Raw genomic sequence first — 26,959 nt, forward strand, 5'->3', positions numbered from 1 at the left:
TCGCATGACTGCCGGCCAAAATGAATCTTGGCCGCCGCCTGCATCGGATCGCTCCGGGAACGACTAGCCCGAACATCGCCGATGTACGTCAAGAATGTTGGGTTCTTCGCATCCGCGGCTGGACCCGTGGGAGACATGTCAGCAGTGCCAGGAGCCATGGAAATCCGCGCCAGAGGGTGCCGTCTCGTGATCAGACGGGGATTGCCGCATCGCTGCGCCGCCGCGAGTGACCGGTCATGAGTGCGATGCTCTCCCGCTACCTCAAGGATTTCAGCGCGCCGAAAGTCGAGCTGTCGCTGATGCCCCAAAAATATTTCCCCGATCTGGACAGCGACTATGCCGATGGCGACCGCCTCGGCGCGAGGCCAGCCATGCCAGAGATTGACATCGACGCGGAGCGCCGACGCGCCTTCGCAGAAGGCCGCGCCGAGGCGACGGCCGAGCTCGTCTTCGAACACGAGCGCCAGATTGCCGACCTGCAGGCGGCCCATGCGGCCGAGCTCGCGGCCTTGACCCAACGCCTCGAAGCAGAGACCGCCAACCGCCTGGCAGAGCGTTTTGCCGACATGGCCGACAGTCTGGTGGCCGCGCTCGGAGACCAGACCGCTCGGGTTCTTGCGCCGGTCATGGAGGATGCCCTCCTGCAGCGCGCCGTCGCCGATATGGCGCAGATGATTAAGCAGGGCCTGGTGGCCGGCGAAGGTTGCACCCTCGTCGTCAAGGGCCCAACCCAACTCTTCGAGGCGCTGAAGCGCCAGCTCGGGGAGGACATGCCTTTGTTCCGCCACGTCGAAACCGACGACATCGATCTCGCTGTCGAAATGGACGGTGCGATCCTGGTGACACGCATGGCCGCCTGGGCCGATACCGTCCGGAAAGTTCTCGCATGAGCGACGAAAACCATCACAACGGCAAACATGAGATCATTATCGTCAAGCGCCACAACGGTGGCCATGACGGGCATCACGGCGGCTCGTGGAAGATCGCCTATGCCGACTTCATGACGGCAATGATGGCCTTCTTCCTCGTCATGTGGCTGATCAACGCTGCCAACGAGGAAACGAAGGCGGCGATCGCCTCCTATTTCAATCCGGTGCAATTGACCGACCAGAAGCCTGCCGAACGCGGCTTGAAGGATCCGGCGAAGGATGCGCAGGGCGAGGAGACGCAGCAGCGCTCCAAGGTCGATGGCGAGCAGGAAAAGTCCGGTGGGTCGGCCAAGACCGGCGACCAGTTGACGGCGACCTCGGGCGAAGAAACGAAGTATTCCGACGCAGACTTCTTCGAGAACCCCTATTCGGTGCTCTCCGAAATCGCCCGCGAAGTCGGCCAGCAGGCCAACATCAGCGTGAAGGGTGAGGGCGGAGCGGCTCAGTCCGGTCCGGCAACCGGCGCCGACGGCGGCGAAGCCTATCGCGATCCGTTCGATCCGGATTTCTGGACCAAACAGGTCGAACTGACCGAAGCGGGCAATACGACCAAGAGCGACGTGGCGCTCGCCGCGGCATCTGCGATGCAGGCAGGTGGCGCGCCCGCGGTCGACAAGACCGAGGATGAAAAACAGGCGGAGCAGGCGAAGGCAGGAGACGGCACGGACAAAACGGCCGAGAGCGACGCCGGCGACAAGCCGAAGACCGACACGGCCGAGGCGACCGCGGAGAAACAGGCCGAAGAACTCCAGGCCGAGCTCAAGAAGCAACTTGCCGGCGAGGCAGGCCAGTTGGCGGAAGGCCTTGTGGTGACCCCGGCTGAAGGCGGTCTCATGGTTACGATCAGCGAGCGCACGGACGCGCAGATGTTCGCCATCGGATCGGCCGTGCCGCAGAAGGAACTGGTACTGGCGATGGAAAAGATCGGCCATCTGCTCGCCGAGCGGCAGGGTGCTGTCGCGATCCGCGGCCACACCGACGGTCGCCCGTTCAAGGACGGTACCTATGACAACTGGCGGCTCTCCGCCGCACGCGCCCAGAGTGCCTATTACATGCTCGTTCGCGGTGGTCTGAAGGAAGACCGCGTCAGCCAGATCACTGGCTTCGCCGACCGGCGGTTGCAGATCCCGGCTGATCCCTATGCGCCGGGCAACCGGCGCATCGAGATCCTGCTGCAATCGGCTCCGGGTTAAACATGATGCTGAGACGCCTGCGATCGATCCTGATGACCTGCTGCGTGCTGGCGACCCCGTTTGCAATCGGGAGCGCCAGGGCGAACGATATCGAGGAACTCGCACCCTTCAAGATGATCCGGTCGCTGCAATATGTGCAGGACTCCGTGGTGCTCGGCGATCACTCCGCGATCGAGATGCAGCGTTTCATGCTCGGGGCGATCGACAAGCGGTTGCGCGCCGCCGATGCCTCGGTGTTTAGCGACCCGCGCAACGTCGATGCGGCGCTTGTCTATGCGATGAGCGGCGGCAATCCCGAGACGCTGAAGTACCTTTCGGATCATGACGTGGCCGGCAATTTCGATTCCCGCGTGACCGAAGCGCTACGGCAGTATCTGAACGGCAAGGGTGGTCTGATCGTCGAGAACCTGTCCAAGGCTGCCCCGGAATATCGAAACGCCCGCATCGGTCCCTATCTCTATCTCATTCTTGGCAATGCGACCTCGCAGCAGGATCCGGTTGCGGCGATGAAGTACTACGACTGGGCGCGTTTGACGGCTCCCGGCACGATCATCGAGGAGGCGGCCTTGCGTCGCTCCGTGTTCCTGGCGGTGCAGGCCGACGCGCCGGACAAGGGCTTTCACTACGCGCTGACCTATGCGCGCCGCTACCTGACGTCTCCCTATGCCAGCCAGTTCGCCGACGTCTTCGTCGAGCTTGCCGTCGCGCATTTCGACGGAGAAGCCCAGGGGCGGATCTCCGAGATTCTCGACTTCATGGACGCGCCGCGCCAGCGCGAGGTCTATCTGCGTGTCGCCCGGCGCGCAGCGATTGCCGGCAAGCAGGCATTGGCGAAACAGGCTTCTGAGCGGGCAGAAGCGCTTGGTGCCGACGGCGCGATGCAGCCGAAAGTGCTCGCCGGTTTCTATGCGGGCCTGGCGTCCGTTCCCTCCAGCGACGTGTTCGCCGCGACAGCGAGCATAGCAGCGATACCGGATGCGGAGCTTTCGCCACGCGACCGCGCGCTGCGTGATGCCGCAAGAGCCGTCGCAGATGCGGTCGTCAGGCCGCCGAATGATGAAAGCCTCACGCAAGCGTTTGCGTCTAAACCCGATAGACCGGTCGAAGCCGACATCTCGGAAGCGGGTGAGGAGACAGGCAGTGGCCTAAGCCCCTTCGGCAATACGCCGATCCCGGTGGCCGCAGCCGAAGGCACGGCGGAAATCGACGCTGGCGCGGCCGGCGATCCCGAACACGACGGGTTCGTGGCGAAGGGGAGGTCGAAGATCGAAGAGATCGATGCTCTCCTGAAGGGAGAAGGGAAATGAGGGCTCTTGATGATAGCCTGCGTGGTCTGCCCCCGGCCCCTGCCGGCAAGGGAAATGGGCGCGCCGGCGGCAAGGAGCAGGCGGATGGCGCCTTGGGCGGTGCCTTCGAGGACGCCGTGGCAAATGCTGGACGGCAGAAGGCGAATGATCAGGCGGGAACCGGCAAAGGCCTCGGCGACACCGCTGCCGGCGACGACACGGAGGCTGGAGCCTTGATCGACAAGGACAACATTGCCAAGAGCGCCGGCAGGCACGGCGCGGCGGCGCGCAGCATTGCCATCGGCCGCGACGAACAGGCACTTGGCGAACACGCGCCCCACGACCGTTTCCCAGCAACGGAACGCGACCTTGGCGCGCGTCGCACGGGGAACAAGGCCGATACGGCCAAGGCGAACGCGGATCCGGCCGGTTTGAGCAACGCGACCGTCCCGGACGAACTCGCAGAGCGCATTGCCGACCTTGCGGAGCGGCTGGCAAAGGCGCAGGCAAACGGCGAAACGACGGCGGCAGGCGACGCCGATGCCGCCAATGGCGAGGGCGGCGAAGCGACGTCGGCATCGAAGATGGATATGGATGACCTGTTGACGCTGCTCGGCGGCGGCCAGGCAGTCGGGCAGGCTCTCGGCGAAACGACCAAGGCCGGCCGTCAGCCGGCGACTGGCACGGGCGAGGCTGCAGGCATGCATGTCGCTGGGACCGGCGAGCACGGCGCCAAGGCCGAAGCTACGGCAGGCGAGGCCGATACGGATCGGCTCTTCCGCTTCGCACGGGCCGACGGCAAGGGACAGGCCGTAACCATGAGCCTTTCCAAGGACGGAGAGGCTGCTTTCGACGGCACCCGTTCGCAGGCTGCCAAGGTCGAGAACGTCACGGTACTTGAGGCTCGGCGCTACCTGGGCATCTCGGTGAATCCGAACACGAGCGCCGTGGCGGACGCGATCGCAGGCGAAGTCGGCGCCAGCCCGTTGCAGCCGAGCGCGGCACTCAGCCAGCCAGGCGCCTGGACCCAGGCCGGCAAGACGCTGAACACGCTGAAGATCCAGCTCCATCCGATCGAGCTCGGTCTCGTCACCGCCACGCTGAGGCTCAAGGATGACGAATTGCAGGTCGAGCTGAAGGTGGAGACCGGCGAAGCGTTCCGGCAGTTGCGCGACGACCAGAGCGAGATGGTGAAGGCCCTGCGTGCGCAGGGCTTCGCGGTCGACCAGGTCAACATCGTGTTCAATTCGGGCGGCGACACGTCCTCGGGCGGAGGCTCGCAGGCTCAGGCACAAACCCAGGCCGGGCAGCAGGGACGCGAGCGGGCTGACGGGAACGGCCAGGGACGTCAGCAGCGACAGGACGACGGCCAGGCTTCGATGGCGGAAAGGTGGGTTGGCAATGGCGGGACGGACGATGCGGCTGCCGGCACTGAGCGCTCTCGCACTGGTCACGTCTACATGTAGTGCCTTGGCCAGCGCCGGCGTCTGCGAACGCGAGATCATGAACGCCGCGGCGAAATACGACATCCCTGCCGGGATACTCTATTCCGTCGGGCTGACCGAAACTGGCCGCAAGGGCTCGCTGCAGCCCTATGCGATGAACATCGAAGGCAAGGCCCATTTTGGCACCAGTGAACAGGACGTTCTCACGCAGTTCGGCAATGCCCGTGCGCAGGGCGCCAAGCTCATCGATCTTGGCTGCATGCAGATCAACTATTACTTCCATGGCGAGCATTTCAGCTCGCCGCAGGAGATGCTTGACCCGCGCAAGAATGTCGAATATGCCGCGCGCTTCTTGGCCAATCTGCACGCCAAGCATGAGACTTGGACTATGGCTGTTGCCCGCTATCACGCGGGCCCGAACAACGACCCGGCGCAGAAGAAATATGTCTGTCGGGTGATCGCGAATCTCGTCGCGACGGGCTACGGCAAGTGGACGCCGAACGCCACGCAGTTCTGTCAATGAACAACCCATGATTGCATTTTTGAAGGCGTTGCCGCATTGTGGCGACAATGCGTGGACAATGTGACGGCAAGCGGATTTGTCGCAGTCCGTTAACTTTTCCACATTATTTTAGTGCCGCTGTTAACGGGGTGCCACTAGATATAGATCAAATCGGCGAAACATGGTTAATCAATTATTAATTCCACCCAGTAACTTCCTCTAGTTGTTCATGAATCCCTCGATTCGTACCTCTCGATCAGTGCGGAGCCATACTGATTCGGAGGCGGGCGAATGATCGTAGTGGTTGATGAAAGAGAGCTTGTGAAGGACGGCTATACGTCGCTCTTCGGGCGTGAAGGAATTCCCTCGACGGGCTTCGACCCCAGGGAGTTTGGTGAGTGGGTAAACGCGGCGGCTGATTCGGATATCGATGCCGTCGAGGCCTTCCTGATCGGTCAGGGCGACGCCACCTTCGCACTGCCTCGTGCCATCCGCGACCGGTCGATGGCGCCCGTCATCGCCGTCAGCGACACCCCCTCTCTCGAAAACACGCTTGCGCTCTTTGATTGTGGCGTCGACGACGTCGTGCGCAAGCCGGTTCACCCCCGCGAAATCCTCGCCCGCGTCGCCGCAATCCGCCGCCGCCTGAAGGCGATTACCAACTTCACCGACATTGGTCCGATCCGCGTCTTTGCCGACGGTCGTGATCCCGAGATCAACGGCGACGTCTTCGCCCTGCCGCGCCGCGAACGGCGGATTCTCGAGTATTTGGTCGCAAACCGCGGCCGCCGCGTATCCAAGTCGCAGATCTTCAACGCGATCTACGGGATCTTCGACGAGGATGTCGAAGAAAACGTCGTCGAGAGCCACATCAGCAAGCTGCGCAAGAAACTGCGCAAGAAGCTCGGCTTCGATCCGATCGATTCCAAGCGCTTCCTTGGCTACTGCATCGACTGGAACTGAACGCCACGCGGTTGAGCGGGCGCCGAACCAAGACAGGTTCACGCAAGGCCCGCTTCCTAGTGTCGCCGTAACAAGGAAATGAGGATCCGATATGAGTCTCTATGGCAGCATGAGAACGGGCGTGTCCGGTATGAACGCCCAGTCCAACCGTCTCGGCACGGTCGCCGAAAACATCGCGAACGCGAACACGACGGGCTACAAGCGCGCCTCGACCGAGTTCTCGTCGATGATCCTGCCTTCGGGCGGCGGCAACTACAATTCCGGCGGCGTCGAGACCCAGGTGCGCTACAGCATCTCGCAGCAGGGCGGCACGAGCTACACGACGTCGGCAAGTGACTTGGCCATCAACGGTGGCGGCTTCTTCATCGTCCAGGGCAATGGCGGCCAGAATTTCCTGACGCGTGCCGGCTCCTTCGTCCCCGACAAGGACGGCAACCTCGTCAACACCGCCGGCTTCACGCTGATGGGTTACGAATACAAGGCCGGCGCTGATCCGACGGTTGTTGTCAACGGCTTTGACGGCTTGACGCAGGTCAAGCTCAAGGACGAAGGCCTGGTGGCCTCCGGTTCGACCAAGGGCGCGATGGAAGCCAACCTGCCGTCGGGTGCAGCGATCGGCGACGAAAAGCCGACCTCGCTCGTCGTCTATGACAGCCAGGGCAACACCCGTATCCTCGATTTCGTCTACAAGAAAACCAACGTCAATGAGTGGTCGCTGGAGATCCGCGACCGGGCGACTTACTCGGCCGGCCCGCCGATCACCGGTGTGATCGGCTCTCAGGTCATGACTTTCGACGCGGCCGGCAAGCGCACCGGCGCGGTCCCTGCCACACTGACGACGACGGCTATCAACAACCTGCCGGGCACCGGCGCCAATCTCGGCGCTCTGACGATCGACACCACTAAGACCACGCAGCTCGGCGGTGACTTCACCAGCACCGGCGGCGGCATCGACGGCAGCAAGCCGAGCAAGATGTCGGGCTTCGAGATCGACAAGGAAGGCATCGTCTACGTCAAGTACGGCGACGGCAACCTCGTCCCGAAGTATCGCATCGCGCTGGCGACCGTGCAGAGCCCGGACAAGCTGCAGCCGGAATCGGGCAACGTCTATTCGCAGGGCACCGATTCCGGCGTCATCGTCACCGGTTTTGCCGGCTCCGGGGCATTCGGCAACATCCAGTCCAAGGCGCTTGAAAACTCCAACGTCGACATCGCCAACGAACTGACCTCGATGATCGAGGCGCAGCGCAACTACACGGCAAACTCCAAGGTGTTCCAGACCGCCTCGGACCTGCTTGACGTGCTGGTCAACCTGAAACGGTAATTGAAAGAGATACGGTCCGCGTCATGTCGCTGTCCTCCGCAATATCCATCGCACAGCAGGCCTTCAGCAATACGGCGCAGCAGACCGCGACCGTGTCGAAGAACATCGCGAATGCGGGCAATGCGGATTATTCGCGTCGTCTCGCTCTCTTGGGCAGCACGCCGAACGGGGCGCAGGTCGTATCTATTTACCGGGCCCAGAACGAGGCGTTGCTCAAGCAGAGCATCGCCAGCATCGGCGAAGCCTCGGGCCAGGCCCGGCTTCGCGACGGGCTGGAACTGCTGAAGTCGGCGCTCGGCGGCAACAACTATGAAACGGCGCCGTCGAAGCTGCTTTCCGATTTCCGCAACAGCCTGCAGACCTTGGCCGCAACGCCGGGAAACAAGACGATCGCGGCGACGGCGGTCTCCGATGCGCAGGATCTCGCCGACTCGCTCAACAAGACCTCCACCACGGTGCAGGATCTGCGCAAGGATGCCGACAAGGAAATCGCCCTTGAGGTCGACAAGCTGAACGGCTTGCTGGCGGATTTCGAGAAGGCCAACAACGCCGTCAAGTCGGCGACGGCCCTAGGCAGTGACGCCAGCGACGCGCTCGACCAGCGCGACAAGATCCTGAAGCAGGTTTCGGAGATCATCGGCATCTCCACCGTCACGCGCGGCAACAGCGATACGGTGATCTTCACCACCGACGGCACGGTGCTCTTCGAGAACATTCCGCGTCAGGTCACTTTCGCTCCTACCACCACATTCGACGCCACCGTCACAGGAAACAAGATTTTCGTCGATGGCGTGCCGATCGCAGCCGGAACCGGCGCGGACACGACAGCCAAGGGCAAGCTCGCGAGCCTGGTGCAGCTGCGCGACGATATCGCGCCGAAGTTCCAGTCGCAGCTGGACGAGATCGCGCGCGGTCTGGTCGAGCTTTTCAAGGAAGGCAACCCGCCGGCAATCGCGTATCAGCCCGGTCTGTTCACCTGGGGAAGTGCTGGCGTTCCGCCAACGGGCACCGTCGTCCCCGGCATGGCGTCCAAGATCACCGTCAACGCCTTGGCCAAAGCAAACCCGTTGCTGCTGCGAGACGGCGGCTTCAATGGCGTGGTGTCGAACCCGGGCGGTGCGGCCAATCCGAGCCCCGGCTATACCGCGCTGCTCGACGGCTTCATCAACAAGATGGGGGAGAACATGTCGTTCGCCCCGTCGACGGGCCTCGATAGCAATAGCAGCCTTTTGAACTTTGCGACCGGTTCGGTCGGCTGGCTCGAGCAGACACGCAAGACGGCCTCGACCGCGGACGACAACAAGCAGGCAATGCTTGCGCGCACCCAGGAAGCACTCAGCAAGCAGACGGGCGTCAGCATCGATGAAGAACTGTCGCTGCTGCTCGATCTCGAACAATCCTACAAAGCATCGGCCAAGCTGGTCAGTACCGTGGATGCCATGATGGCAGCCCTTATGGAAGCCGTGAGGTAATCATGAAGACGTCCTACGTTTCTAATCTGGCGATCCAGAGCGCAATGCGCCTGACGATCCAGCAGAATCAGTCGGAGCTGCTCAAACTCACCCAGGAGCAGACCACCGGCCGCCACTATGACGTTGGCCTGGCGCTTGGTGCGACGGCGTCGCGTTCACTCAACCTTCAGCGCGAGCTGGACCGGCTGAACTCGATGAAGAGCACGAACTCGGTCGTGACCCAGCGTCTCTCTGGTTCGCAGGGCGCTCTCGAGACCATGGCGAAGGCGGCGGAAAAGGTGCGCGACACGCTCGTCACCTACAAGGGCAACGATGCTGCCAGCCAGTTGAAGATCCAGAAGACCGAGATCATGGGCGCGCTGCAGACCTTTACTGCTGCGGCCAACACTTCTTTCAATGGCGAGTTCCTGTTTTCGGGCATCAACACGGATGCCAAGCCGGTTGCCGACTACGACACGACACCGCCGTCGGCCGCCAAGACTGCTTTCGACAATGCACTCTCGACCTTCATGGCTGCGCAGGTTCCGCCGCTGACCGGCATGAACCAGTTCTCCGTCACGCAAATGCAGGACTTCATCAAGAACACCGTCGAACCGATGTTCACCGGACCTGGCTGGGATGCCAACTGGTCCGACGCTTCGAACCAGAACATGACGAGCCGGATCAGCACCAGCGAAGTCATCGAGAGCTCGACCAACGCCAATACCAAGGGTTTCCGGATGTTCGCGGTGGCAAGCGTGATCGCCGCTGAACTGATGGACAAGAACGTAACGCCTGAGGTGCGCTCGGCCATTGGCGTCGCAGCCCTCGACTACGCGGAACAGGGGATTGCCGGCCTCAACGCGGAGCGCAGCTCGCTCGGTATCTCTGAAGCGCGCGTCAAGAAGGCGAATACCTCCATCGAAGCGCAGCTCAAGCTCGTCAACACGCATGTCGCCGACATCGAGGGCGTCGATCCGATCGAGACATCGACCCGGATCAACACGCTAAAGGTGCAGTTGGAAACGTCCTATACACTAACGTCACGACTACAGCAGATGAGCTTGCTCAATTTCCTCTAGTATGGGGAACCGGACAAACATGAAGGATGTCTGAATGTATCAGTTTTCCTATGCCGAGATCATGGAGGACGGCGTCGCCGACTCCAAAAATCGAGAACGGCAGGTACTCGATCGCTCGATCGCGCTCATGGAAGCAGCGAAACAGCAGAAAGGGTATTCGAGAGAGGCCATCGAGGCCATCTACTTCACCCGGCGCCTGTGGATCCGCTTCATCGAGGATCTGCGCGCTCCGGAAAACCAGCTCAACGAAGAGCTGCGCGCCAATCTGATTTCGATCGCCATCTGGATACTCAACGAGACAGAGAAGATCCGCAAACGCGAATCCTCCAACTTCCAGGGCATAATTGACATTACCACCATCATCAGGGATGGACTGAAATGAAGAGCACACTGCGTATTTCGCTGAAGTCGGGCGAACGGATTTTTGTTAACGGCGCGGTGCTTCGCGTTGACCGCAAGGTCGCAGTCGAATTTCTGAACGACGTGACCTTCCTGCTCGAAAACCACGTGCTGCAGCCGGAAGACGCGACGACGCCGCTGAAGCAGCTCTACTTCATCGCGCAGATGATCCTCATCAATCCGGAAGGTGCGGAACAGTCGACCGCCATGTTCCGCAAGTCGGTCGTCATGCTGCTCAACTGCTTCAAGAACGAAGAGATTCTGGCCGAACTGAAGCGCGTCGACGGTCTCGTCACCAACGGCCGCGCATTCGAGGCGCTGAAAGCGATCCGTGGCCTCTACGCGATCGAAGACCGCATTCTCAACACGCAGGAAATCACGCCGGCGACGGTCGAGCAGATTCGCAAGGAGATCGCACCGTGGCGGTAAGCGGCGTCAACAACAACAGCTACACCCCGATCGTTTCCGGCCAGGATTCGGGCGGCGACGCGGCCAAGGCATCGCTCAACTACGAGAGCTTCCTGAAGCTGCTGGTCGCCCAGATGAAAAACCAGGATCCGACGCAACCTATGGATGCGACCCAGCAGATCGCCCAGCTCGCGACCTTTTCGCAGGTGGAACAGACGATCAAGACCAACAAGAACCTCGAGAGCCTCCTCCAGCGCACGTCGCTGAGCGAAGCCGATGCCGTGATCGGACGCACCGTCACCAGCGAGGACGGCAAGACCACTGGCGTGGTTAAGGAAGTGAAACTATACTCTGACGGAATCATTGCGGTGCTGGATAGCGGCAAGGAGCTTGTTATCGGCCCGGGCGTCAAGGTGAAGTGACACATCCATGAATGAGGCGGATGCCCTCGATATTGTACAGGCTGCGATCTGGACCGTGATCGTGGCCTCGGGCCCCGCCGTTCTCGCCGCCATGATCGTCGGCGTTGTCATCGCCTTCATTCAGGCGCTGACCCAGGTCCAGGAAATGACCCTCACGTTCGTCCCGAAGATCCTTGCGGTCATGATCACCGTTGCGGTGTCCGCGCCCTTCATCGGCGCCCAGATCTCGATCTTCACCGACATCATCTTCTCGCGCATCCAATCCGGTTTCTGATCCGCTCGCAGTGCGGGGCGATCTGCACGTGCGGCCGTGAAACCCTCGCACAAGCTTGGACCGGTATCTCCGTCTCTATAGTGGGGCAGCGCGTGTGAATGCTGCCTTGTTCTCATGATGAGACGGAAGAGACATGGCACAACAAGCAGCGCTGATCATCCCGAAAGTCGCACCGAAGGGCCGCGACGTCGGCTTTGCGCTCGGCATCGTGATGATCCTGTCGATCCTCTTCCTGCCCATTCCACCGTTCCTGATCGACATGGGGCTGGCGTTTTCGATCGCCTTTTCGGTTCTGATCCTGATGGTCTCGCTGTGGATCCAGCGCCCGCTCGAGTTCTCCTCATTCCCGACGATTCTGCTGATCTCGACCATGGTGCGTCTGGCGCTGAACATCGCCACGACCCGCGTCATCCTTTCGCATGGCCATGAAGGTCATGGTGCTGCCGGTGGCGTCATTTCGGGCTTTGCCAGCCTCGTCATGTCCGGCGATTTCGTCATCGGTCTGATCGTCTTCCTGATCCTGATCACCGTGAACTTCATCGTCATCACCAAGGGTGCGACGCGTATCGCCGAAGTTGGCGCGCGCTTCACCCTCGATGCGATCCCAGGCAAGCAGATGTCGATCGACGCCGACCTCTCGGCCGGCCTGATCGACGAAAAGGAGGCCCAGCGCCGCCGCCGCGAACTCGAAGAGGAAAGCTCCTTCTACGGCTCGATGGACGGTGCCTCGAAATTCGTGCGCGGCGATGCGATCGCCGGCCTCATCATCACCGCGATCAACATCTTCGGCGGCATCATTATCGGCTATCTCCGCCACGGCATGCCGATCGGAGAAGCGGCCGACGTCTTCGTCAAGCTCTCGGTCGGCGACGGTCTCGTCTCGCAGATCCCGGCGCTGATCGTCTCGCTCGCCGCCGGCCTGCTCGTGTCGCGCGGTGGTACTTCGGGTTCGACCGATCAGGCCGTCGTCGGCCAGCTCGGTGGCTATCCGAAGGCGCTGATGGTCGCCTCCGGTCTGATCATTCTCCTGGCGGTCGTCCCCGGCCTGCCGTTCCTACCCTTCGCCGTTCTCGGCGGCGGCATGGCGTTTCTGAGCTGGCTCGTGCCGCGCCAGATCGAAGCGGCCAATGCGGCCCGCCGCGCCGAGGAGGCCGCCAAGGTCCAGCAGACCAAGGAAGGCGAGGCGGATTCCGTCAAATCGGTGCTGAAGACCGCCGAGATCGAGCTTCTCCTCGGCAAACAGGTCTCGACGCGCCTGCTCGGCGCCCACCAGGAACTGGCCTTCCGCGTCGGTAAGATGCGCCGCAAATTCGCCGGGCAATACGGCCTCGTCATTCCCGAAATCAAGGTGTCCGACGACATCAGCATTCCGGACAAGGCCTATCATATCCGTATCCACGGTACGACGATCGCCTCGAACACTGTGCGTGTCGGCGAAGTGCTGGTGGTGACAGGCGGCGGCCGCCGGCCGAGCGTGCCGGGCGACGAGATCCGCGAACCCGCCTTCGGCATGCCGGCGGTTTCTATCCTCGAAACCTTCACCGAAGACCTGAAGCGCGAAGGCTTCCACCCGATCGATAACGTCTCGGTAGTGCTGACGCATTTGAGCGAGGTCATTCGCAACAACCTGCCGCACCTGCTTTCCTACAAGGACGTGAAGGTGCTGATCGAACGGCTCGATCCGGAATACCGCAAGCTTGCCGACGAAATTTGCACCTCGCACATGTCCTATTCCGGCCTGCAGGCCGTGTTGAAGCTGCTGCTTGCTGAGCGCGTCTCGATCCGCAACCTGCACCTGATCCTCGAAGCGGTTGCCGAACTTGCGCCGCATGTGCGCAAGACCGAACAGATCGTCGAGCACGTGCGCGTGCGCATGTCGCAGCAGCTTTGCGGCGACCTCGCCGACAATGGCGTCCTGCGCGTGCTGCGGCTCGGCAACAAGTGGGACATGGTCTTCCACCAGGCACTGAAGCGCGACGCCAAGGGCGAAGTCGTCGAGTTCGACATCGACCCGCGCCATCTGGAAGAATTCAGCGAACAGGCGACCAAAGTTATCCGTGAACATCTCGATCGCGGCATGCCCTTCGTACTGGTAAGTTCGCCCGAATCCCGCTCTTATGTTCGCATGATCATCGAGCGTCTCTTTGCCACTTTGCCCGTGCTCTCGCATGTCGAGCTTGCCAAGGGCCTCGAGATCAAGATCATCGGCTCAGTTTCATGATCACCGACCCGGAGGGCTCGGTGCTTGCGCTGTTCGCGGCCTTTTGCCGGATCGGTGGTTGCATCATGATCATGCCCGGGTTTTCTTCTGCCCGCGTTCCAATGCAGGTCCGGCTGTTCATCGCGGTCGCGGTGTCCATGGCGATCCTGCCGGTCATGTGGACGGACATCTATCCTGAGGTGACCGGCAAGGGGCATACCTACATCTACCTGATCGCCGCCGAGACGGCCGTCGGCGTGGTCATGGGGCTCGTCGCCCGCTACTATGTGCTCGGGCTGCAGTTCGCCGGCGCGGCGATCACCATGTTGATGGGCTTCAGCTCCCCGCCCTCGTCGGATGTGATTGAGGACACGCCGGAAAACCAGTTGACCAGCCTCATCAGCTTCGCCGGGTTGATGGTGCTCTTCATGCTCGATTTCCATCACGTGATGATCGAGGCGATCGTGCAATCCTATCGCGCCATGCCGATCGGTACCGCCTTCGATCCGCAAGGCGTGCTGATCACGCTCACGGACTCGCTGGCGCAGACCTTCATGATCATGCTGAGGCTCGCGAGCCCCTTCGTCATCTACGGCCTGCTTTTCAACGTAGCGATCGGCATGGTCAACAAGCTCGCCCCGCAGATCCCGATCTACTTCATTTCGCAGCCCTATCTGATCATGGGCGGCATGTTCCTGCTCTATCTCGGCATTGCCGCAATGCTGCGCCTGTTCGGCGACGGTTTCGCGCCGGTCATGCAGGGAGGATAGCCAGATGAAGACCCGTTCGCAGAAGCTCAAGCGCCTGGTTGCCGTCCAGCGCCATCTCGAGCAGATGGCCGAGGCCGACTATGTCGAGATGGTGCGCCAACGCGAGGCCTTGGCCGAGACGATCGACGTGGTCGTCGATGCCATGGGTTCGGCCCATCCGATGCATCGCATGTTCTCCGGCCACTATTCCTCGCAGGTCGGGCGTCTGGTGCAGAAGGACCAGATGTTGCTCGGCATCCAGCAGACGCATGAAGCGCGGATGCTGAGGGAACGGGCAAAGGCCGACCGGCTCGAGGAAAACATGAAGGAAGCGCGCCAGTCCGAGGAGCGCGAGGAAGCCGACAACTCCATCTATGACCTGATCGATCAACACGTTACCGGGCAGGCGCCAGCTTCCGGTAAGGTTGACGGGCGATAGTACGCCATCCGGGGATGCTCCGACGGTGGAGCGATGCCGGTCCGACTATTGCCTTTGTGCATCGCCCCTGGTCGATGCAGGCTCGATTTTGAGAGGATTCGTCATGGCCATCTCTCCGCCCAGCGATCTGGTGATGGATGTCGTGCGCGCCGCCGACCCGACCGAGGTGCAGGAAGCGCAGGCGCGGCTGAAGGCCAATCGTGCGGCTTTCAAGGCGACGAGCCTCGCGGAAAACGGCAACGGTTTCACCGCCGCCGTCAACATCCTCAATTCTTCCGAGGGCTCGACCGGGCTCGGCGATATCAACAACCGCGTCGAGCAGAAGAAGATCCCTGAAACCTATCGAAAGTTCGAGGCCATGGTGCTGCAGAACTTCGTGAAGTCGATGTTGCCGACCGACAGCGAGAACGTGTTCGGTAAAGGGAACGCAGGCGATATCTGGAAGAGCATGATGGCCGAGCAGATCGGCGACGTCATCTCGAAGAGCGGCGGCATCGGCATCGCCGATCAGCTGGCGAGCGGCAGCGCGACCGATCGGGTCCAGGCCTCGCTCGATGGCAACAGCCGAAACCTCGCCGCAAGCCTCGTGCAGGAATATGAGCGCAAGACGCTGACCGGCTTTACGCCTGAAGACGACAAGAACAAGCAAGCCTAGAGCGGAATGAGGAAAAGTGTATGCGGTTCTCCGCCCGCATCCCGCTCTAATTCATTGGAATCGATCACGTTTATAATTTCGAGTCGATCCGACCCAAAATTATCGTGATCTAATTGGGAGTTGATTCATGGAAGCTGTGGCATCCAATGACGTCCGGATCCAGAACGTGCTCGGGCGACTGGAAATGATCCTCGACAACGAGAACAGCCGCATCGGTCTCGACCCGGAATTCGACATCAAGACGTCGAACGCACATAAGAGTCGTTGCCTCTACGAACTGACGATGTTGCATCGCGACATGCAGCCGGGGGAGACGTCGTCGACCTTCTCGTCGCATGCTCGTCATCTGCGCGACAAGCTGGCGATCAACTCGCAGAAGGTGGAAGCGCATCTCGAAGCGGTTCGCTCCGTCGTCGATCTCCTGAAGACGGCTGCACAGGATGCCGATGCGGACGGCATCTATTCCGAAGCGCAGTTCCGCTATAGCGATTTCTGATGCTCAAGCTCATTCTCACCGGGGTCTGGGTCTGCGCGGTCACGCTCGGATCAGTCTATTTTTCGATGCAAAGCGCTTCGGCGCCCGTCGTCACGGACGGCGAGGCCGCTCGTCGCGCGTCGGAGCAATATGTTCCCGGTGAGATGATCACCATTCCGGTGATCAAGGAAGGCTCGGTCCAGGGCTATTTCCTCACGAAGCTTTCCTTCTCTGCGACCAAGGAGGGGATCAACAATCTCCGTGCTCCGCTCCGGCAGATGGTCACCGACGTGCTTTACGATCTGCTCGTCGGCTCGAAGTTCATCGACGTTGCCGATACCGGCACCTTCGATCTGCCAACCTTCAAGACCACGGTGAAGGATGGCCTGAACAAGAAGCTCGGTGAAGAGGTGATCACGGAGGTGCTCGTCGAGCAGCTCGAATACCTCACCAAGGACGACGTCAAGCGCGTCGCCAACAGCCAGAACGTGCCGCGGCAGAAGCCGGTTCCAATCGTCGACAAGAACGGCCATGTCGCCAGCGACAAGCTGCCGGAAGGCGCGGTCAAGGCAAGCAGCTCGCATTGACCGGAGAAACGCGAGCGCTTTGTCCGCTCGCTTTCCGACCTCGACCATTTCCTTTTTGACGTCGCGGAATTCCGGGCGGAGGCCGCTCCAGGCTTTTCCTGGATGCGCTCCTGCAAATGCTACTGCCGTCAGTTTTTCTCCGGCGTGCGGTACTGTTCGTTGACGAGGCCAAACTCGGCCATCAACCGGCCGATCGCCACATAGAAATGATAGAGCCCGGCGCTTGCCAGCCCGCTCTTGCTCCAGAGCTCGATGCCGCGTGGGATCGAAGCGCCGAGCAGCGCCAGCGATTTGCCGAAGGTTCGCATCCGCCCGCCGAAACTTGGGTCGCGTCGATGTTCGAGCATCGTCGAGATCGCGCCATTGCGCAGGCTGCGCGCCCGGATCCAGGATGCGCTCGTGCGGCGCGCCGGCACGGTTTCGGCGACCCAGGCATCCGCCGCCCAGGCGAAGCAGAAGCCCTGTTCCTTGCTGCGGCTGTAGAAATCCGCATCGCCGCCGCCGATAAAGTTGAAAGCCGGGTCCAGGAACGGCCGCGGCATCCTGTCGAGCACCGGCCGGGTAACGAGAACGTTGCCCGAGGAATAGAGGATCGGCACCGGTCCGCTCGTGTCATAGTGGGGCGTGAAAACCGGGTGGCGCTTCCACTTCTGCCCGCCGTCGCCCTCGAAGACCGGGAGCTGCGGCCCGCCGACCATGTCGGCGCCCGTCGTTTCCTGTACCGTGATGAGGCAATCGAGCCACTCGGGTGCCGCGACCTCGTCGTCATCGATGATCGCGATCGCCTTGAGGTTCGGATAGGTTTCGAGCGCCATCGACCAGCCGGCATTGTAGGCATGGCAGTTGCCACGCTGATGCGCGACGATGACGATCGATTCGGAGGGATGGCCCAGGAAAAAGTCCTTGGCGGCCTGAGCGCCGGCCAGTCCTTCATCGTCGTTCTCCACGACGACCGTGGCGAAGGAGACATCAGGCCTCTGGGAAACAATGGTTTTCAGCGACTTGACGACGTGTTCGGGCCGGCGAAACGTCGGCAGCACGACGACGAGTTCGATGTCGCCGGCGTCCTCCAGCTCTGTCCGGAAGTAGACGGAAATGTCCTGGCCGGTCGACGTCATGGCGAAACCTGTGCAAGCAAAATTGATGTGCAATACAACAAATCTTCCTAAACAGATGCTGAACCCGGACGGCAGATTTTGAAAGGGGGCTTTAAGCGCTCTTTCACCCCATGCTGTTAAAGAAGTGCCCAGCTCCATTCATGACGTGTGGCAAAATGCATCTTGTCCTGGTTTCCTCGCTCGTTCCCGTCGCCAATCCGGCGTCCGGCTTCGACATCGCCAACCGGGCCGTGCTCGACGGCCTTCGTGCGCTCGGTCACCGGGTCAGCGTCATCGGTTTTCTCCAGCCCGGACAAACACCCGCGCTCGATTGCGAGATGCACCTCCTCGGCGAACTCGAGGTAACCAATGCCAAGGTCGGCACGCTTCAGAAGCTGCGCTGGCTCGCGACCGCCTTCCTCAACCGCACATCGGTTTCATCCGGCAAGATGCTTACGATATCGGCAAACCGGATCCAGTCGATCCTCGACAGCCTCGCCCCATTCGATGGGTTGGTGCTCAATTCGGTGCAATTGCCGGCCGCCTTCGCGCAGGTCTTCCGACCCTATCCGTCGGTCTATGTCGCCCACAATGTCGAGGCGGATTCCGCCTTCGAGAGTGCCGAGCGGGCAAAGGGCACCATCGAGCGCTTTCTCTTCCGGCGCGAAGCGCAATATCTCGAGCACTACGAGCAGCACCTGGCGCACAATGCGGTTGCTGTCTGGACTTTTGCCGAGGCGGATCGTTTCGGTTTCGGCCGCGCTGTCAGTGAGCGTGCCTTCGTTCTGCCGCTGGTAACGGGCTGGGACGCGCCGGCGGCTCGGACCGGCGAACCTGATCAAGACCTCCAGCACGATCTCGGCCTGATCGGCACATGGAGCTGGCGGCCGAACAGGCTGGGCCTCGACTGGTTCCTCGCCGAGGTCGTCCCGCATTTGCCGGAGGATATGACGATCGCGATCGCCGGGCAGATGGATGGCGTGCCGACGGTCTCCCATCCCGGTGTCCACTTCGTAGGCAGGGTGCCGGACGCGCGCGCCTTCGTCACCGAAAGCGCGGTCGTCCCGCTCATCAGCCGTGGCGGCACCGGCGTGCAGCTGAAGAGCCTCGAGACCTTCGAACTCGGCATGCCCTGCGTCGCGACGCAGGCGTCGTTGCGTGGCATCGAGGCTATCCCCGACAATTGCTCCGCGGCCGATGATCCCTCGGAATTCGCGCGCCTCTTGGTCGACAAGGTTGCCAAGGTGCGGGCCGGCGATCGTCAGCGTCTCGACGGCTCGGTCTTCCACCGTGCCCAGAAAGTGCGGCTGATGCGGGTGATGCGCAATGTGCTGGCGGGCCTTGCGCCTGCGAGCGCAGCGGACGGGCCGTCGCTGCCGCCGGACTTGACGATTCATGAAGGGGGACGATCGTGACGAAAATCGTTGCCTCAAACAACGCTTCCGTGTCGCGGCGTCTGATCCTCGGAATGCCGGTCGTCGATCTCGGCTGGGCGAAGGCTTTCGCCTTTGCTGCAGAAGCGCTTTCGCGGCCGGGCGGGCAAACGGTCCTTGCCTTCCTCAATGCCAACAATGCCAACCTGATGATGCGCGACGGAGAATACCGTGCGGCGCTGGCGCGCCAGGTTGTCTTTCCGGATGGGCACGGCGTCGATATCGCTTCCTATCTTTTTTACGGCCGCATGTTTCCTGCCAATCTGAATGGCACGGACTTCGTGCCGTCACTGCTGACCTATGTCGAAAGACCGCTGCGCATCGCCATGATCGGCGCGCGGCCGAAGGTACTCGCGCGCGCCGCCGAGAATTTTCAGGCGCATGCGCCGTGGCACGAGTTCCTGCCGGTTTCCGATGGTTTCTTCGACCGGGAACGGTCCCGGGAGATTCTCGCTGAAGTCCGCGCGTTGAAGGCCGATATCCTTTTGGTCGCGATGGGCAGTCCGGGCCAGGAGAAATGGGTCGATGCCCATGTCGGCCCTCAGGATGCCCGGTTGGTCATTTCCGTCGGTGCGCTCTTCGACTTCGTCGCGGAGGAGTTTCCGCGGGCGCCGAAATTCCTGCGCCGGCTGCGGCTGGAGTGGTTCTTCCGTCTGGCGATGGAACCGCGGCGCATGTGGCGCCGCTACGTTCTCGGAAACCCGCTTTTCCTGTGCCATGTCCTCTGGCACAAACTCTCGGGACGTTCGCGCGAAACGATCGCCGACACCAGCCTTCGAACGGGGACATCGTGAACGGTCAGACCATGCGCACTGCGGTTGTCACAGCGTCCTATGCGAACGATTTCGAGCGTTGCCGGCTCATGTGCGAAAGCATGGACCGCAAGCTTCAGGGCGATTGGAAACACTATCTGCTGGTCGCCGATTTCGACGTGACGCTCTTCCGGCAACTCGAAGGGGCGCGGCGGGTGGTTGTCAGCGAGGGCGATCTTTTGCCCTGGTGGCTGCATCCGGTTACGGATCCGCTATCCGCCGGCCGCAGGAAAGTGTGGCTCAGCCCCTTCGGTCTGCCGTTGCGTGGCTGGCATGCGCAGCAGCTTCGTCGCCTGGCGCTCGCACGGCATATCGACGAGCCGGCGATGTTTGCGGTCGACTCCGACGTCGTCTTCCTGCGCGCCTTCGATCCCGCCAGCCTTTGGCAGGCGGACCGGCTGACGCTCTACCGCAAGGATGGCGCGATCGACGCGCATATGCGCTCCAACCATCTCGAATGGCTCGCCCATTCCGATCGCCTTCTTGGCATCGGCCCCTACAGCCTGCCGGCCAATGACTACATCAACACGCTGATCGCCTGGCGCACGGATACGTGCCGGAAGCTGCTCGACCATATCGAGGCGCAGCACGGCCGCAATTGGGTTCGGGCGATCACGCGGACCCGCGCATTCTCCGAATGCACGATCTATGGCCGCTTCGTCGACGAGGTGCTCGGCGGGGAGGGGCATGTGCCCTCCGATGCCGCGCTCTGTCACGTGCTCTGGTTCGAGGACAGCTACCGGCAGGACCTCTCCGGTCTCAGGGACTTCCTGAAGGATATGGAGCCGCACCAGATCGGCATCGGCGTTCAATCCTTCGTCGGGCACGACCTCGACGACATCCGCCGGGCGGTGGTCGAACTCGCCGCCTGAAGGTTTGACCGGCGTCAGATGACGCGTTCAGCCGGCTTCCTGAGTGCCGTGTAGGTCAGGACGAAGGAGAGGGCGTAGAGCGCGAAGAAGATCGCGTTGAGCGACGGCGCCCATGCGGCAACATCCGTCGTTGTCCGCAGCAACAGCACCAGCAGAGCCACCTTGACCACGCCGGCGATCAGCAGGTTGAGCATGCGCCGCACCGTCCGGCCCGTCGCATAGAGCAGCTCGGAGTGATACTCGATCAGGTTGCGGAACGAGGGAACGAGAAGGATCATCGCGATGATCGGAGCAGCGGCGGAGACGTTGCGGCCGAGGCCGTTCGGGAAGATCCAGAGATAGAGAGCCATGGCCGCGATGGCGACAAACGAAGCCAGCGCCACCAGGAGTTCGATCGACAACCTGATCCGCCAGCGCGCGATCGCCTCGGGCGTACGCATGATGCGCTGGACGAGCAGGGTGTTGAACGACCGCACCGGAAGCGCCGTCAGGTCCGCAAGCCGCATCAGGATGGCATAAAGGCCGGAAACCGCCGGACCGCCGATGGCAAGCACGGCGATCTTGTCGAATTCCGACTGAATGTAGAACAGCACCTCGGCACCGGCGACGGAAACGGAATCCGACCAGCGCCGGAAATAGAGCCTGGGCTTCCAGCGCAGCCGGACGCGAGGGTAGAACCACAAAAGCGCCACGACGAGGCCAAGTGCGTTCGCAGCCAGGTAGAAATAGGACCAGGCCTCAAGCGTCTTCCAGGATAGGAGAGTAAAGAGCAATGCAGCACCGGTGCGGATCGCCGTACCGATCACCACGAGCAGCGCCCCGCGCCCGAAACGGCCAAGGCCATTCAGCACGATGACCGCGGTTTCCAGTCCGCGCCAGCAGATGATTTCCGCCAGCATGAAGGCAGAAAAGGCGCTCGCCGTCATGTCCCGGGAAAAAAGGGCGAGGAAGGTAATGGTGCAGATGATCGCGATCAGGGGAAGCGAGAGCACCGCACCCACCAGGAAGCCGGCGCTGTAGGTCCCGACCAGCAGGGGCTTTACGGTGGCGACCCGGTAGAGCGGCGACATGAAGCCGAAGGCAAGCACCCGCGAGATCATGATGCCGGCGGCTGACGCTGTGGCAAAGAGACCAAAATCGGCGATGACAAGCGTGTTCGCGACGGCGATGAAGTAGACGAGCGACAGCACAAGCCGCCCGGCCGAACCTCCGGTCATGGAGAGGTAGGCGTGGATCAGCGCCTGGTGGCGGAGATAAAGCGCTTTGACGCGATGAGGCACGGCCGACGTTCCAATAGCGCGTCTCCCGGCATGGCCGTTGGAAGCGCTCTATCTCTTTGTTTATGCTGAGTTCCGAGCGCACGGCGCGTGTCGCATTTTGCTGGAACTGCTTTGCTGCCTTCCGTCATAGGCGGGAAAGCTTAATAAGGCGTGAGATTGACCCGTTTGCGCACGTCGATCCGCAGAAATTAACCATTTGTTTTCCATGTTTCCTTAGGTTGGCTTCACTATTCGGAATTCGCCGTCTCGGCAGCCGCGGGATCAGTCATGTTCAACATCGACGACGAGAAACGCCCGGTTCCGCGTGCATCGTTGCTCGATTTCGTAGCCGAGGACACGCGCGGTTCCGCGCGCGCGCAAAAGCCCCGTGCGGTCGGCGCTTCCGCGGCCAATTCTCCTCTGCTCAATCGCCTGTCCGCAGCCGAAGGCCAGTCCGGCGCTCGGGAGGCGACCCGTTCCGCGGCGCAAGCGACAATCGGCGAGAAAGCCTCGAAGGGAGCGAGTGGAGCGGCCAAGCATCGTCGCGCCCTGAGCGGCATGGGCGACAGGCTGGTACAATGGTTGACCGATAGCCGGGACGATGCCCAGGCGGCAGCCGCGCCCGCCACCGACGCACCCGGTGACCGTCCTCTCGTCGACATCAAGACCGTCCTGCGCTCCGTCTGGCAACTGCGCAAGATCATTATTGCGACGACCGCGCTCGGTGCTGTGGGCGGCATACTGCTCGCGCTTTCCACACCCAGCGTCTACGTGTCCGAAAGCAAGCTCTACATCGATCCGCGCGAGGTGCGGCTGACGGATTCGGATCTGTCGAAACAATCGCTGGCGACCGAAGGCATTCTCGCGCTCGTCGACAGCCAGCTTGAAGTGCTGCGCTCGCGCACCGTCATGGAGAAGGTTGCAACCGGCCTCGATCTCGAGAAGGATCCGGAATTCGCAGGAAAGGCCGGCGGCGACGCGTCCGCCCGTATGCTGAAGAAGCTGAGCGAGGCCATCCAGGTTTGGCGCGACCCGAAGACCTTCATCGTCACGGTCGAGGCGCAGACGCGCGACCCGGAGAAATCTGCGCTCATCACCAACCGGCTGGTCGAAACTTTTCTCGGTGAAGAAACCGCAGCGCAATCCGGCTTCTTCCAGAAAACAACGGTGGCGCTCGACGTCCGCATCAAGGAATTGAAGGCCGAGCTCGATGCGGCCGAGAAGGCGGTCGAGGACTATAAGGCGAGCTATGACATCGTCGGCGCCGGCGGCGAGCTGATCGCCGACAAGCAGCTCCTGAGCCTCAGCGACCAGGTGGCCGCCGCCCGCAACCGCATCGCCGAAGCAAAAGCGAAAGCGGAAGCCTCCGGCAAGGTGCAGCTGAACGACGTTTTGACCGGGGCCTATCCGGAGGAAATCAGCTCGCTGGCGCTGTCCGAACTGCGCAAGCAATTTGCCGCGACCAGGGCGCAATTGAGTGCGCTTGACGCGAGCCTCGGACCACGCCACCCGCAACGGATCGCCACCCAGCAGGCGCTGGAGGCCTCGCGCTCCGAAATCGGCAACGAACTGCGCCGCATTGCCGCCGCGGCCGGGACCGAGCTTGATCGCGCCCAGCGCACCGAGCAGGATCTGCTGCAGCAGCTTGCGGTGCAGAAGGCGCGGCAGATCGATTCTTCCGCCGAGTTCGTCGAACTGCGTGAGCTGCAGCGGAAAGCCGCGGCCACCCGCGCAATTTACGAATCCTTCCTCAAGCGCGCCGGCGAAACGCGCGAAGAGGAAAAGCTGACGGCGAAGAACATCCGGGTGATCTCGAAGGCCGAGCCTGCGCTGCAGGCGAAGGGTCCTTCGCGCAAGATCATCGTGATTGCCGCCACCATGGCCGGATTCTTCGCCGGCTTCGGCCTCGGCGTTTTGCTCGGCATCTACCGCAGCATGCGCGGTTTGTTTGCCGGCCCTGGTGCAGAGCCGCGGCGCGATCAGGATCCGGAGCCGCCAGAGCCGGAGGGCGATCCCGAACCTTCGCCGCGCAAGCAGCCGCAGGCCGATCCCACTCCTGCCAAGTCCGATCTACCGCCGCCGTTCAGCCCAGCGGCGCATCATGCTCAATCGCTGACAGCCGCCTACGCCGCTGCGCGTCGTGGCGAAGCTGAGGGGGCTACGGTCCGGCGCACGCCACCATACGCGGAAGCGGAGAACGATACCGAAATCGCCAAGGTCCAGGAAGATCTTCGAGCGCTGAGAACCCGCGTCGAACACTACTCCCTTCAAAAGCTGGCACGCGGCTAGGCCATCGCCGACAGGTGGGCTCTATTCCCCGACTCTGCGACGTTGCGATCGCTCTCTCATGATTTTGAGCGAAGCCGTCTCTCCTCTCACCCGTGAAAGGAAATGCCGCGCGGCGGAGCGAAACATCCGCCAACCTCGTAGCCGCCTCTTGCATTTATGCGTTTGGAACAGCATAGGGCGCTTTGAGGCCATCGCCTTTTCTCGGGCGAATTAGAGTGTGCCGCGTGAACAGGAAGCCAGGAGGAACATGCCGTGACGACTGTGATTGATGGCAAGAAAGTCGCCGCTTCGGTCATCGAGACTGTGAAGGCCGCGACCAAGGCGCTCGAGACGGATGCCGGTGTTCGCGCAGGCCTTGCCGTCGTGATCGTCGGCGACGATCCGGCAAGCCACGCCTATGTTTCCTCGAAGAGCAAGATGGCCAAGGAGTGCGGCTTCCTGTCGATCCAGCACACACTGTCGGAGGCAACCACGCAGGAAGAACTCGCCGCGCTGGTTGCGGAGCTCAATGCGGATCCCGCCATTCACGGCATCCTCGTGCAGCTGCCGCTGCCGAAGCACCTGAACTCCGAGCCGATCATCCAGTCGATCCTTCCGGAAAAGGACGTCGACGGCCTGCATATCGTCAATGCCGGCAAGCTCGCGACGGGCGATCTCGAAGGCGGTCTCGTCTCCTGCACGCCGGCCGGCGCCATGGTGTTCGTGCGCCAGACACACGGCGATGACCTCTCGGGGCTGAACGCTGTCGTCATCGGCCGTTCGAACCTCTTCGGCAAGCCGATGTCGGCGCTGTTGCTCGCCGCCAATGCGACGGTGACGACGGCGCATTCGCGCACCAAGGACCTGGCCGCCGTCTGCCGCAATGCGGATATCCTCGTTGCCGCCGTTGGCCGCCCAGAGATGGTGAAGGCTGACTGGGTGAAGCCCGGCGCGACCGTGATCGACGTTGGCATCAACCGCGTGCCGGCGCCGGAAAAGGGCGAGGGCAAATCCAAGCTGGTTGGCGACGTCGCCTTTGCCGAGGCCGCCGAGGTCGCAAGCGTGATTACCCCAGTGCCGGGCGGTGTGGGCCCGATGACCATCGCCATGCTGATGGCCAACACCGTGATTGCCGCTCACCGCAAGGCTGGCCGCAAGCCGCCGCGCTTCTAATTCCTGCTCACATCGAATGACGAGACGCGTCGCGATTGCGGCGCGTTCTCATTTTTGCGGGGCGGGCCCGGTCGAGGCGCGCACGATCAGTTCGGCGCGCCAGAGTTCCTGTTCCGGATAGTCGCCACGTTTCAGGATTCCGCCGATCAACCGTGTGGCAATCCGGGCTCCGGCCGCCCTGAGCGACGAGCGTGTCGTCGTCAGCGGCACGCTGAAATTCTCAGGCTTCAGCATCGGCAGCACGTCGTCATGGGCGATCAGCGAGATGTCCTCGCCGATTTTCAAGCCCGCCTGATTGATCGCCCGGACGGCGCCGAGCGCCAGCACCGTACTGGAGCAGAGCACCGCGGTCGGCGGCTGCGCATGCTGCAGGAAGCGCTGCATGCTGCGGTAGCCGTGCTCGTCGGTCATCAGCGAATGTTCGACCAGCGCCTCGTCGAGCGTGAGGCCGTGTTCGGTAAGCGCCCTGAGCATTCCCTTCTGGCGGCGGATGGAAAAAGTCAGATACTCCGGGCCATTGATCAGCGCGATCCGTTGATGCCCGAGTTGAATGAGAAGTCGCGCCGCATCGTAGAAGGCACTGGTGTTGTCGATGTCGAGGAAGGGGTAGTCGCGGCTTTCGCCGATCGAGCGCCCGTGGACGAGAAACGGGATCGATAGCGACTTCAGCATGGCAATGCGCGGGTCGTTGGCGCGCATATAGGCAAGAAACAGGGCATCGACGTTGCCGCTTGCTGCCAGCCGCCGGAACGTCACTTCCTCGTCCTCCGGCGCACTCGGATTGAGCACGAAATGGAAGTCGTGCTTGACCGCTTCTTCCGCAAGCCCCGCCAGGAACTCGCCGAAATGCACGTCGGAATCGATACCGGGCGCGATCGGCATGACCATGCCGATGGAGAAGGCTCTGCCGGTGGCCAGTCGCTGGGCGGCGCGGTTCGGCCTGTAGCCGGTCTCGCGCACGGCCTGCAGCACGCGCTGACGGGTCTCGGCATTCACTTCCGGATAGCCGTTCAATGCGCGGCTGACCGTCGTCTGGGACAGGCCGAGCAGTTCCGCAAGTTGCTTGAGATTGACCGCCATGGTCAGGATTCCTCCCAAAGCGCTTTGGATATCCGTATGATTTTTGGTGTTTGGTCCCAGCGCCTCGGGTTGGTGTAGCATCCGTTTTTCGAGCAACAAAGCGGAATTCAACCATTGCGCGGTGCAAAACGTTACCGCAAAGCACAAATTCGTCGCATTGAGGACAGGGATGGGAAATCTCT

At 62.0% G+C, this 26,959-nt stretch carries 27 protein-coding genes; 24 read left to right on the plus strand and 3 right to left on the minus strand.

What is annotated here, in order from left to right; translation table 11 throughout:
• Positions 1-236 precede the first annotated feature (236 nt).
• The 19 genes from ACN9MO_RS01435 (at position 237) to ACN9MO_RS01525 (ending at position 16,783) form a co-directional block, all read left to right on the plus strand.
• Positions 237-890 carry a hypothetical protein gene (locus tag ACN9MO_RS01435; protein ID WP_058325386.1) on the plus strand — a complete coding sequence of 218 codons (654 nt, stop codon included), beginning with the start codon at positions 237-239 and terminating at the stop codon, positions 888-890.
• Positions 887-2,122, plus strand: a complete 1,236-nt coding sequence (locus tag ACN9MO_RS01440) for a MotB family protein (RefSeq protein ID WP_113133249.1) — start codon at positions 887-889, stop codon at positions 2,120-2,122. The genes ACN9MO_RS01435 and ACN9MO_RS01440 overlap by 4 nt, the downstream gene beginning before the upstream one ends.
• A 5-nt stretch (positions 2,123-2,127) precedes the next feature.
• Complete coding sequence (gene motC, locus ACN9MO_RS01445) at positions 2,128-3,429, plus strand: chemotaxis protein MotC (RefSeq protein ID WP_113133259.1); 1,302 nt, start codon at positions 2,128-2,130, stop codon at positions 3,427-3,429.
• Positions 3,426-4,874 (plus strand): flagellar hook-length control protein FliK, encoded by a 1,449-nt coding sequence (locus tag ACN9MO_RS01450; RefSeq protein WP_113133248.1) that lies wholly within the window; start codon positions 3,426-3,428, stop codon positions 4,872-4,874. The genes motC and ACN9MO_RS01450 overlap by 4 nt, the downstream gene beginning before the upstream one ends.
• On the plus strand, positions 4,825-5,376 hold the full coding sequence (locus tag ACN9MO_RS01455; RefSeq protein WP_162733676.1) for a lytic transglycosylase domain-containing protein: 552 nt from the start codon (positions 4,825-4,827) through the stop codon (positions 5,374-5,376). The genes ACN9MO_RS01450 and ACN9MO_RS01455 overlap by 50 nt, the downstream gene beginning before the upstream one ends.
• 270 nt (positions 5,377-5,646) lie before the next feature.
• On the plus strand, positions 5,647-6,318 hold the full coding sequence (rem, locus tag ACN9MO_RS01460) for a transcriptional activator Rem (protein WP_057251062.1): 672 nt from the start codon (positions 5,647-5,649) through the stop codon (positions 6,316-6,318).
• Positions 6,319-6,409: 91 nt separating this feature from the next.
• Positions 6,410-7,642, plus strand: coding sequence for a flagellar hook protein FlgE (locus tag ACN9MO_RS01465; RefSeq protein ID WP_058325389.1), 1,233 nt, complete (start codon positions 6,410-6,412; stop codon positions 7,640-7,642).
• Positions 7,643-7,665: 23 nt separating this feature from the next.
• Positions 7,666-9,114 (plus strand): flagellar hook-associated protein FlgK, encoded by a 1,449-nt coding sequence (gene flgK, locus ACN9MO_RS01470; RefSeq protein ID WP_113133246.1) that lies wholly within the window; start codon positions 7,666-7,668, stop codon positions 9,112-9,114.
• Positions 9,115-9,116: 2 nt separating this feature from the next.
• A complete protein-coding gene (locus tag ACN9MO_RS01475) occupies positions 9,117-10,175 on the plus strand; it encodes a flagellar hook-associated family protein (RefSeq protein ID WP_057251057.1) in 1,059 nt (352 codons plus the stop codon).
• 34 nt (positions 10,176-10,209) lie between these two features.
• Positions 10,210-10,557, plus strand: a complete 348-nt coding sequence (gene flaF / locus ACN9MO_RS01480; protein WP_034800744.1) for a flagellar biosynthesis regulator FlaF — start codon at positions 10,210-10,212, stop codon at positions 10,555-10,557.
• Positions 10,554-11,003 (plus strand): flagellar biosynthesis repressor FlbT, encoded by a 450-nt coding sequence (flbT, locus tag ACN9MO_RS01485; protein WP_025425943.1) that lies wholly within the window; start codon positions 10,554-10,556, stop codon positions 11,001-11,003. The genes flaF and flbT overlap by 4 nt, the downstream gene beginning before the upstream one ends.
• Entirely contained in the window at positions 10,994-11,404 is a 411-nt protein-coding gene (gene flgD / locus ACN9MO_RS01490; protein ID WP_057251055.1) for a flagellar hook assembly protein FlgD, read from the plus strand. The genes flbT and flgD overlap by 10 nt, the downstream gene beginning before the upstream one ends.
• Before the next feature lie 7 nt (positions 11,405-11,411).
• Complete coding sequence (gene fliQ, locus ACN9MO_RS01495; protein ID WP_043624946.1) at positions 11,412-11,678, plus strand: flagellar biosynthesis protein FliQ; 267 nt, start codon at positions 11,412-11,414, stop codon at positions 11,676-11,678.
• A 133-nt stretch (positions 11,679-11,811) separates the two neighbouring features.
• Complete coding sequence (gene flhA, locus ACN9MO_RS01500; RefSeq protein WP_058320495.1) at positions 11,812-13,899, plus strand: flagellar biosynthesis protein FlhA; 2,088 nt, start codon at positions 11,812-11,814, stop codon at positions 13,897-13,899.
• Positions 13,896-14,648: a flagellar biosynthetic protein FliR gene (fliR, locus tag ACN9MO_RS01505; protein ID WP_058320494.1), complete on the plus strand. Its 753-nt coding sequence runs from the start codon at positions 13,896-13,898 to the stop codon at positions 14,646-14,648. The genes flhA and fliR overlap by 4 nt, the downstream gene beginning before the upstream one ends.
• 4 nt (positions 14,649-14,652) lie before the next feature.
• Positions 14,653-15,066: a hypothetical protein gene (locus ACN9MO_RS01510; protein ID WP_058320493.1), complete on the plus strand. Its 414-nt coding sequence runs from the start codon at positions 14,653-14,655 to the stop codon at positions 15,064-15,066.
• Between the two features lie 103 nt (positions 15,067-15,169).
• The gene (locus ACN9MO_RS01515) at positions 15,170-15,721 is read left to right on the plus strand and encodes a rod-binding protein (protein WP_058320492.1); all 552 of its coding nucleotides are present in this window, start codon (positions 15,170-15,172) and stop codon (positions 15,719-15,721) included.
• A 127-nt stretch (positions 15,722-15,848) separates the two neighbouring features.
• Positions 15,849-16,217 (plus strand): hypothetical protein, encoded by a 369-nt coding sequence (locus tag ACN9MO_RS01520; protein ID WP_057251045.1) that lies wholly within the window; start codon positions 15,849-15,851, stop codon positions 16,215-16,217.
• Positions 16,217-16,783, plus strand: a complete 567-nt coding sequence (locus ACN9MO_RS01525; RefSeq protein WP_058325392.1) for a hypothetical protein — start codon at positions 16,217-16,219, stop codon at positions 16,781-16,783. The genes ACN9MO_RS01520 and ACN9MO_RS01525 overlap by 1 nt, the downstream gene beginning before the upstream one ends.
• 128 nt (positions 16,784-16,911) lie before the next feature.
• Here ACN9MO_RS01525 and ACN9MO_RS01530 read toward each other — a convergent pair whose 3' ends face one another.
• The gene (locus ACN9MO_RS01530) at positions 16,912-17,901 is read right to left on the minus strand and encodes a glycosyltransferase (protein ID WP_113133258.1); all 990 of its coding nucleotides are present in this window, start codon (positions 17,899-17,901) and stop codon (positions 16,912-16,914) included.
• A gap of 155 nt (positions 17,902-18,056) precedes the next feature.
• Between ACN9MO_RS01530 and ACN9MO_RS01535 the strand changes: the two genes are divergently transcribed.
• The 3 genes from ACN9MO_RS01535 to ACN9MO_RS01545 are packed head-to-tail and all read left to right on the plus strand — an operon-like array spanning position 18,057 to position 20,997.
• On the plus strand, positions 18,057-19,295 hold the full coding sequence (locus ACN9MO_RS01535; RefSeq protein ID WP_162733675.1) for a glycosyltransferase family 4 protein: 1,239 nt from the start codon (positions 18,057-18,059) through the stop codon (positions 19,293-19,295).
• Complete coding sequence (locus ACN9MO_RS01540; protein ID WP_425986289.1) at positions 19,292-20,107, plus strand: WecB/TagA/CpsF family glycosyltransferase; 816 nt, start codon at positions 19,292-19,294, stop codon at positions 20,105-20,107. The genes ACN9MO_RS01535 and ACN9MO_RS01540 overlap by 4 nt, the downstream gene beginning before the upstream one ends.
• Positions 20,104-20,997, plus strand: a complete 894-nt coding sequence (locus tag ACN9MO_RS01545; RefSeq protein ID WP_425986292.1) for a DUF6492 family protein — start codon at positions 20,104-20,106, stop codon at positions 20,995-20,997. The genes ACN9MO_RS01540 and ACN9MO_RS01545 overlap by 4 nt, the downstream gene beginning before the upstream one ends.
• A gap of 14 nt (positions 20,998-21,011) precedes the next feature.
• Here the strand turns inward: ACN9MO_RS01545 and ACN9MO_RS01550 are convergent, their stop codons facing one another.
• Entirely contained in the window at positions 21,012-22,277 is a 1,266-nt protein-coding gene (locus tag ACN9MO_RS01550; protein ID WP_113133244.1) for a lipopolysaccharide biosynthesis protein, read from the minus strand.
• A gap of 267 nt (positions 22,278-22,544) precedes the next feature.
• On the opposite strand from ACN9MO_RS01550, the gene ACN9MO_RS01555 reads away from it, so the two are divergent.
• Entirely contained in the window at positions 22,545-24,545 is a 2,001-nt protein-coding gene (locus ACN9MO_RS01555) for a GumC family protein (protein WP_113133243.1), read from the plus strand.
• A 252-nt stretch (positions 24,546-24,797) separates the two neighbouring features.
• On the plus strand, positions 24,798-25,697 hold the full coding sequence (gene folD, locus ACN9MO_RS01560; protein ID WP_113133242.1) for a bifunctional methylenetetrahydrofolate dehydrogenase/methenyltetrahydrofolate cyclohydrolase FolD: 900 nt from the start codon (positions 24,798-24,800) through the stop codon (positions 25,695-25,697).
• A gap of 48 nt (positions 25,698-25,745) precedes the next feature.
• On the opposite strand, the gene ACN9MO_RS01565 is transcribed toward folD, so the two are convergent.
• Complete coding sequence (locus ACN9MO_RS01565) at positions 25,746-26,777, minus strand: LacI family DNA-binding transcriptional regulator (RefSeq protein WP_057251034.1); 1,032 nt, start codon at positions 26,775-26,777, stop codon at positions 25,746-25,748.
• Positions 26,778-26,959 lie beyond the last annotated feature (182 nt).

The sequence above is a fragment of the Ensifer sp. R-19 genome, from assembly GCF_049905105.1.
Classification (GTDB): Bacteria; Pseudomonadota; Alphaproteobacteria; order Rhizobiales; family Rhizobiaceae; genus Ensifer.

What these genes read in the sequence shown, in the direction of transcription:
- rem (WP_057251062.1), top strand. Translation starts at nt 5,647, where the DNA reads ATGATCGTAGTGGTTGATGAAAGAGAGCTTGTGAAGGACGGCTATACG.
- ACN9MO_RS01535 (WP_162733675.1), top strand. Translation starts at nt 18,057, where the DNA reads ATGCATCTTGTCCTGGTTTCCTCGCTCGTTCCCGTCGCCAATCCGGCG.
- fliQ (WP_043624946.1), top strand. Translation starts at nt 11,412, where the DNA reads ATGAATGAGGCGGATGCCCTCGATATTGTACAGGCTGCGATCTGGACC.
- ACN9MO_RS01520 (WP_057251045.1), top strand. Translation starts at nt 15,849, where the DNA reads ATGGAAGCTGTGGCATCCAATGACGTCCGGATCCAGAACGTGCTCGGG.
- motC (WP_113133259.1), top strand. Translation starts at nt 2,128, where the DNA reads ATGCTGAGACGCCTGCGATCGATCCTGATGACCTGCTGCGTGCTGGCG.
- ACN9MO_RS01530 (WP_113133258.1), bottom strand. Translation starts at nt 17,901, where the DNA reads ATGACGTCGACCGGCCAGGACATTTCCGTCTACTTCCGGACAGAGCTG.
- ACN9MO_RS01455 (WP_162733676.1), top strand. Translation starts at nt 4,825, where the DNA reads ATGCGGCTGCCGGCACTGAGCGCTCTCGCACTGGTCACGTCTACATGT.
- flhA (WP_058320495.1), top strand. Translation starts at nt 11,812, where the DNA reads ATGGCACAACAAGCAGCGCTGATCATCCCGAAAGTCGCACCGAAGGGC.
- ACN9MO_RS01435 (WP_058325386.1), top strand. Translation starts at nt 237, where the DNA reads ATGAGTGCGATGCTCTCCCGCTACCTCAAGGATTTCAGCGCGCCGAAA.
- ACN9MO_RS01440 (WP_113133249.1), top strand. Translation starts at nt 887, where the DNA reads ATGAGCGACGAAAACCATCACAACGGCAAACATGAGATCATTATCGTC.
- ACN9MO_RS01450 (WP_113133248.1), top strand. Translation starts at nt 3,426, where the DNA reads ATGAGGGCTCTTGATGATAGCCTGCGTGGTCTGCCCCCGGCCCCTGCC.
- flbT (WP_025425943.1), top strand. Translation starts at nt 10,554, where the DNA reads ATGAAGAGCACACTGCGTATTTCGCTGAAGTCGGGCGAACGGATTTTT.
- flgK (WP_113133246.1), top strand. Translation starts at nt 7,666, where the DNA reads ATGTCGCTGTCCTCCGCAATATCCATCGCACAGCAGGCCTTCAGCAAT.
- ACN9MO_RS01465 (WP_058325389.1), top strand. Translation starts at nt 6,410, where the DNA reads ATGAGTCTCTATGGCAGCATGAGAACGGGCGTGTCCGGTATGAACGCC.
- flaF (WP_034800744.1), top strand. Translation starts at nt 10,210, where the DNA reads ATGTATCAGTTTTCCTATGCCGAGATCATGGAGGACGGCGTCGCCGAC.
- ACN9MO_RS01515 (WP_058320492.1), top strand. Translation starts at nt 15,170, where the DNA reads ATGGCCATCTCTCCGCCCAGCGATCTGGTGATGGATGTCGTGCGCGCC.
- ACN9MO_RS01510 (WP_058320493.1), top strand. Translation starts at nt 14,653, where the DNA reads ATGAAGACCCGTTCGCAGAAGCTCAAGCGCCTGGTTGCCGTCCAGCGC.
- fliR (WP_058320494.1), top strand. Translation starts at nt 13,896, where the DNA reads ATGATCACCGACCCGGAGGGCTCGGTGCTTGCGCTGTTCGCGGCCTTT.
- ACN9MO_RS01475 (WP_057251057.1), top strand. Translation starts at nt 9,117, where the DNA reads ATGAAGACGTCCTACGTTTCTAATCTGGCGATCCAGAGCGCAATGCGC.
- ACN9MO_RS01525 (WP_058325392.1), top strand. Translation starts at nt 16,217, where the DNA reads ATGCTCAAGCTCATTCTCACCGGGGTCTGGGTCTGCGCGGTCACGCTC.
- ACN9MO_RS01555 (WP_113133243.1), top strand. Translation starts at nt 22,545, where the DNA reads ATGTTCAACATCGACGACGAGAAACGCCCGGTTCCGCGTGCATCGTTG.
- ACN9MO_RS01565 (WP_057251034.1), bottom strand. Translation starts at nt 26,777, where the DNA reads ATGGCGGTCAATCTCAAGCAACTTGCGGAACTGCTCGGCCTGTCCCAG.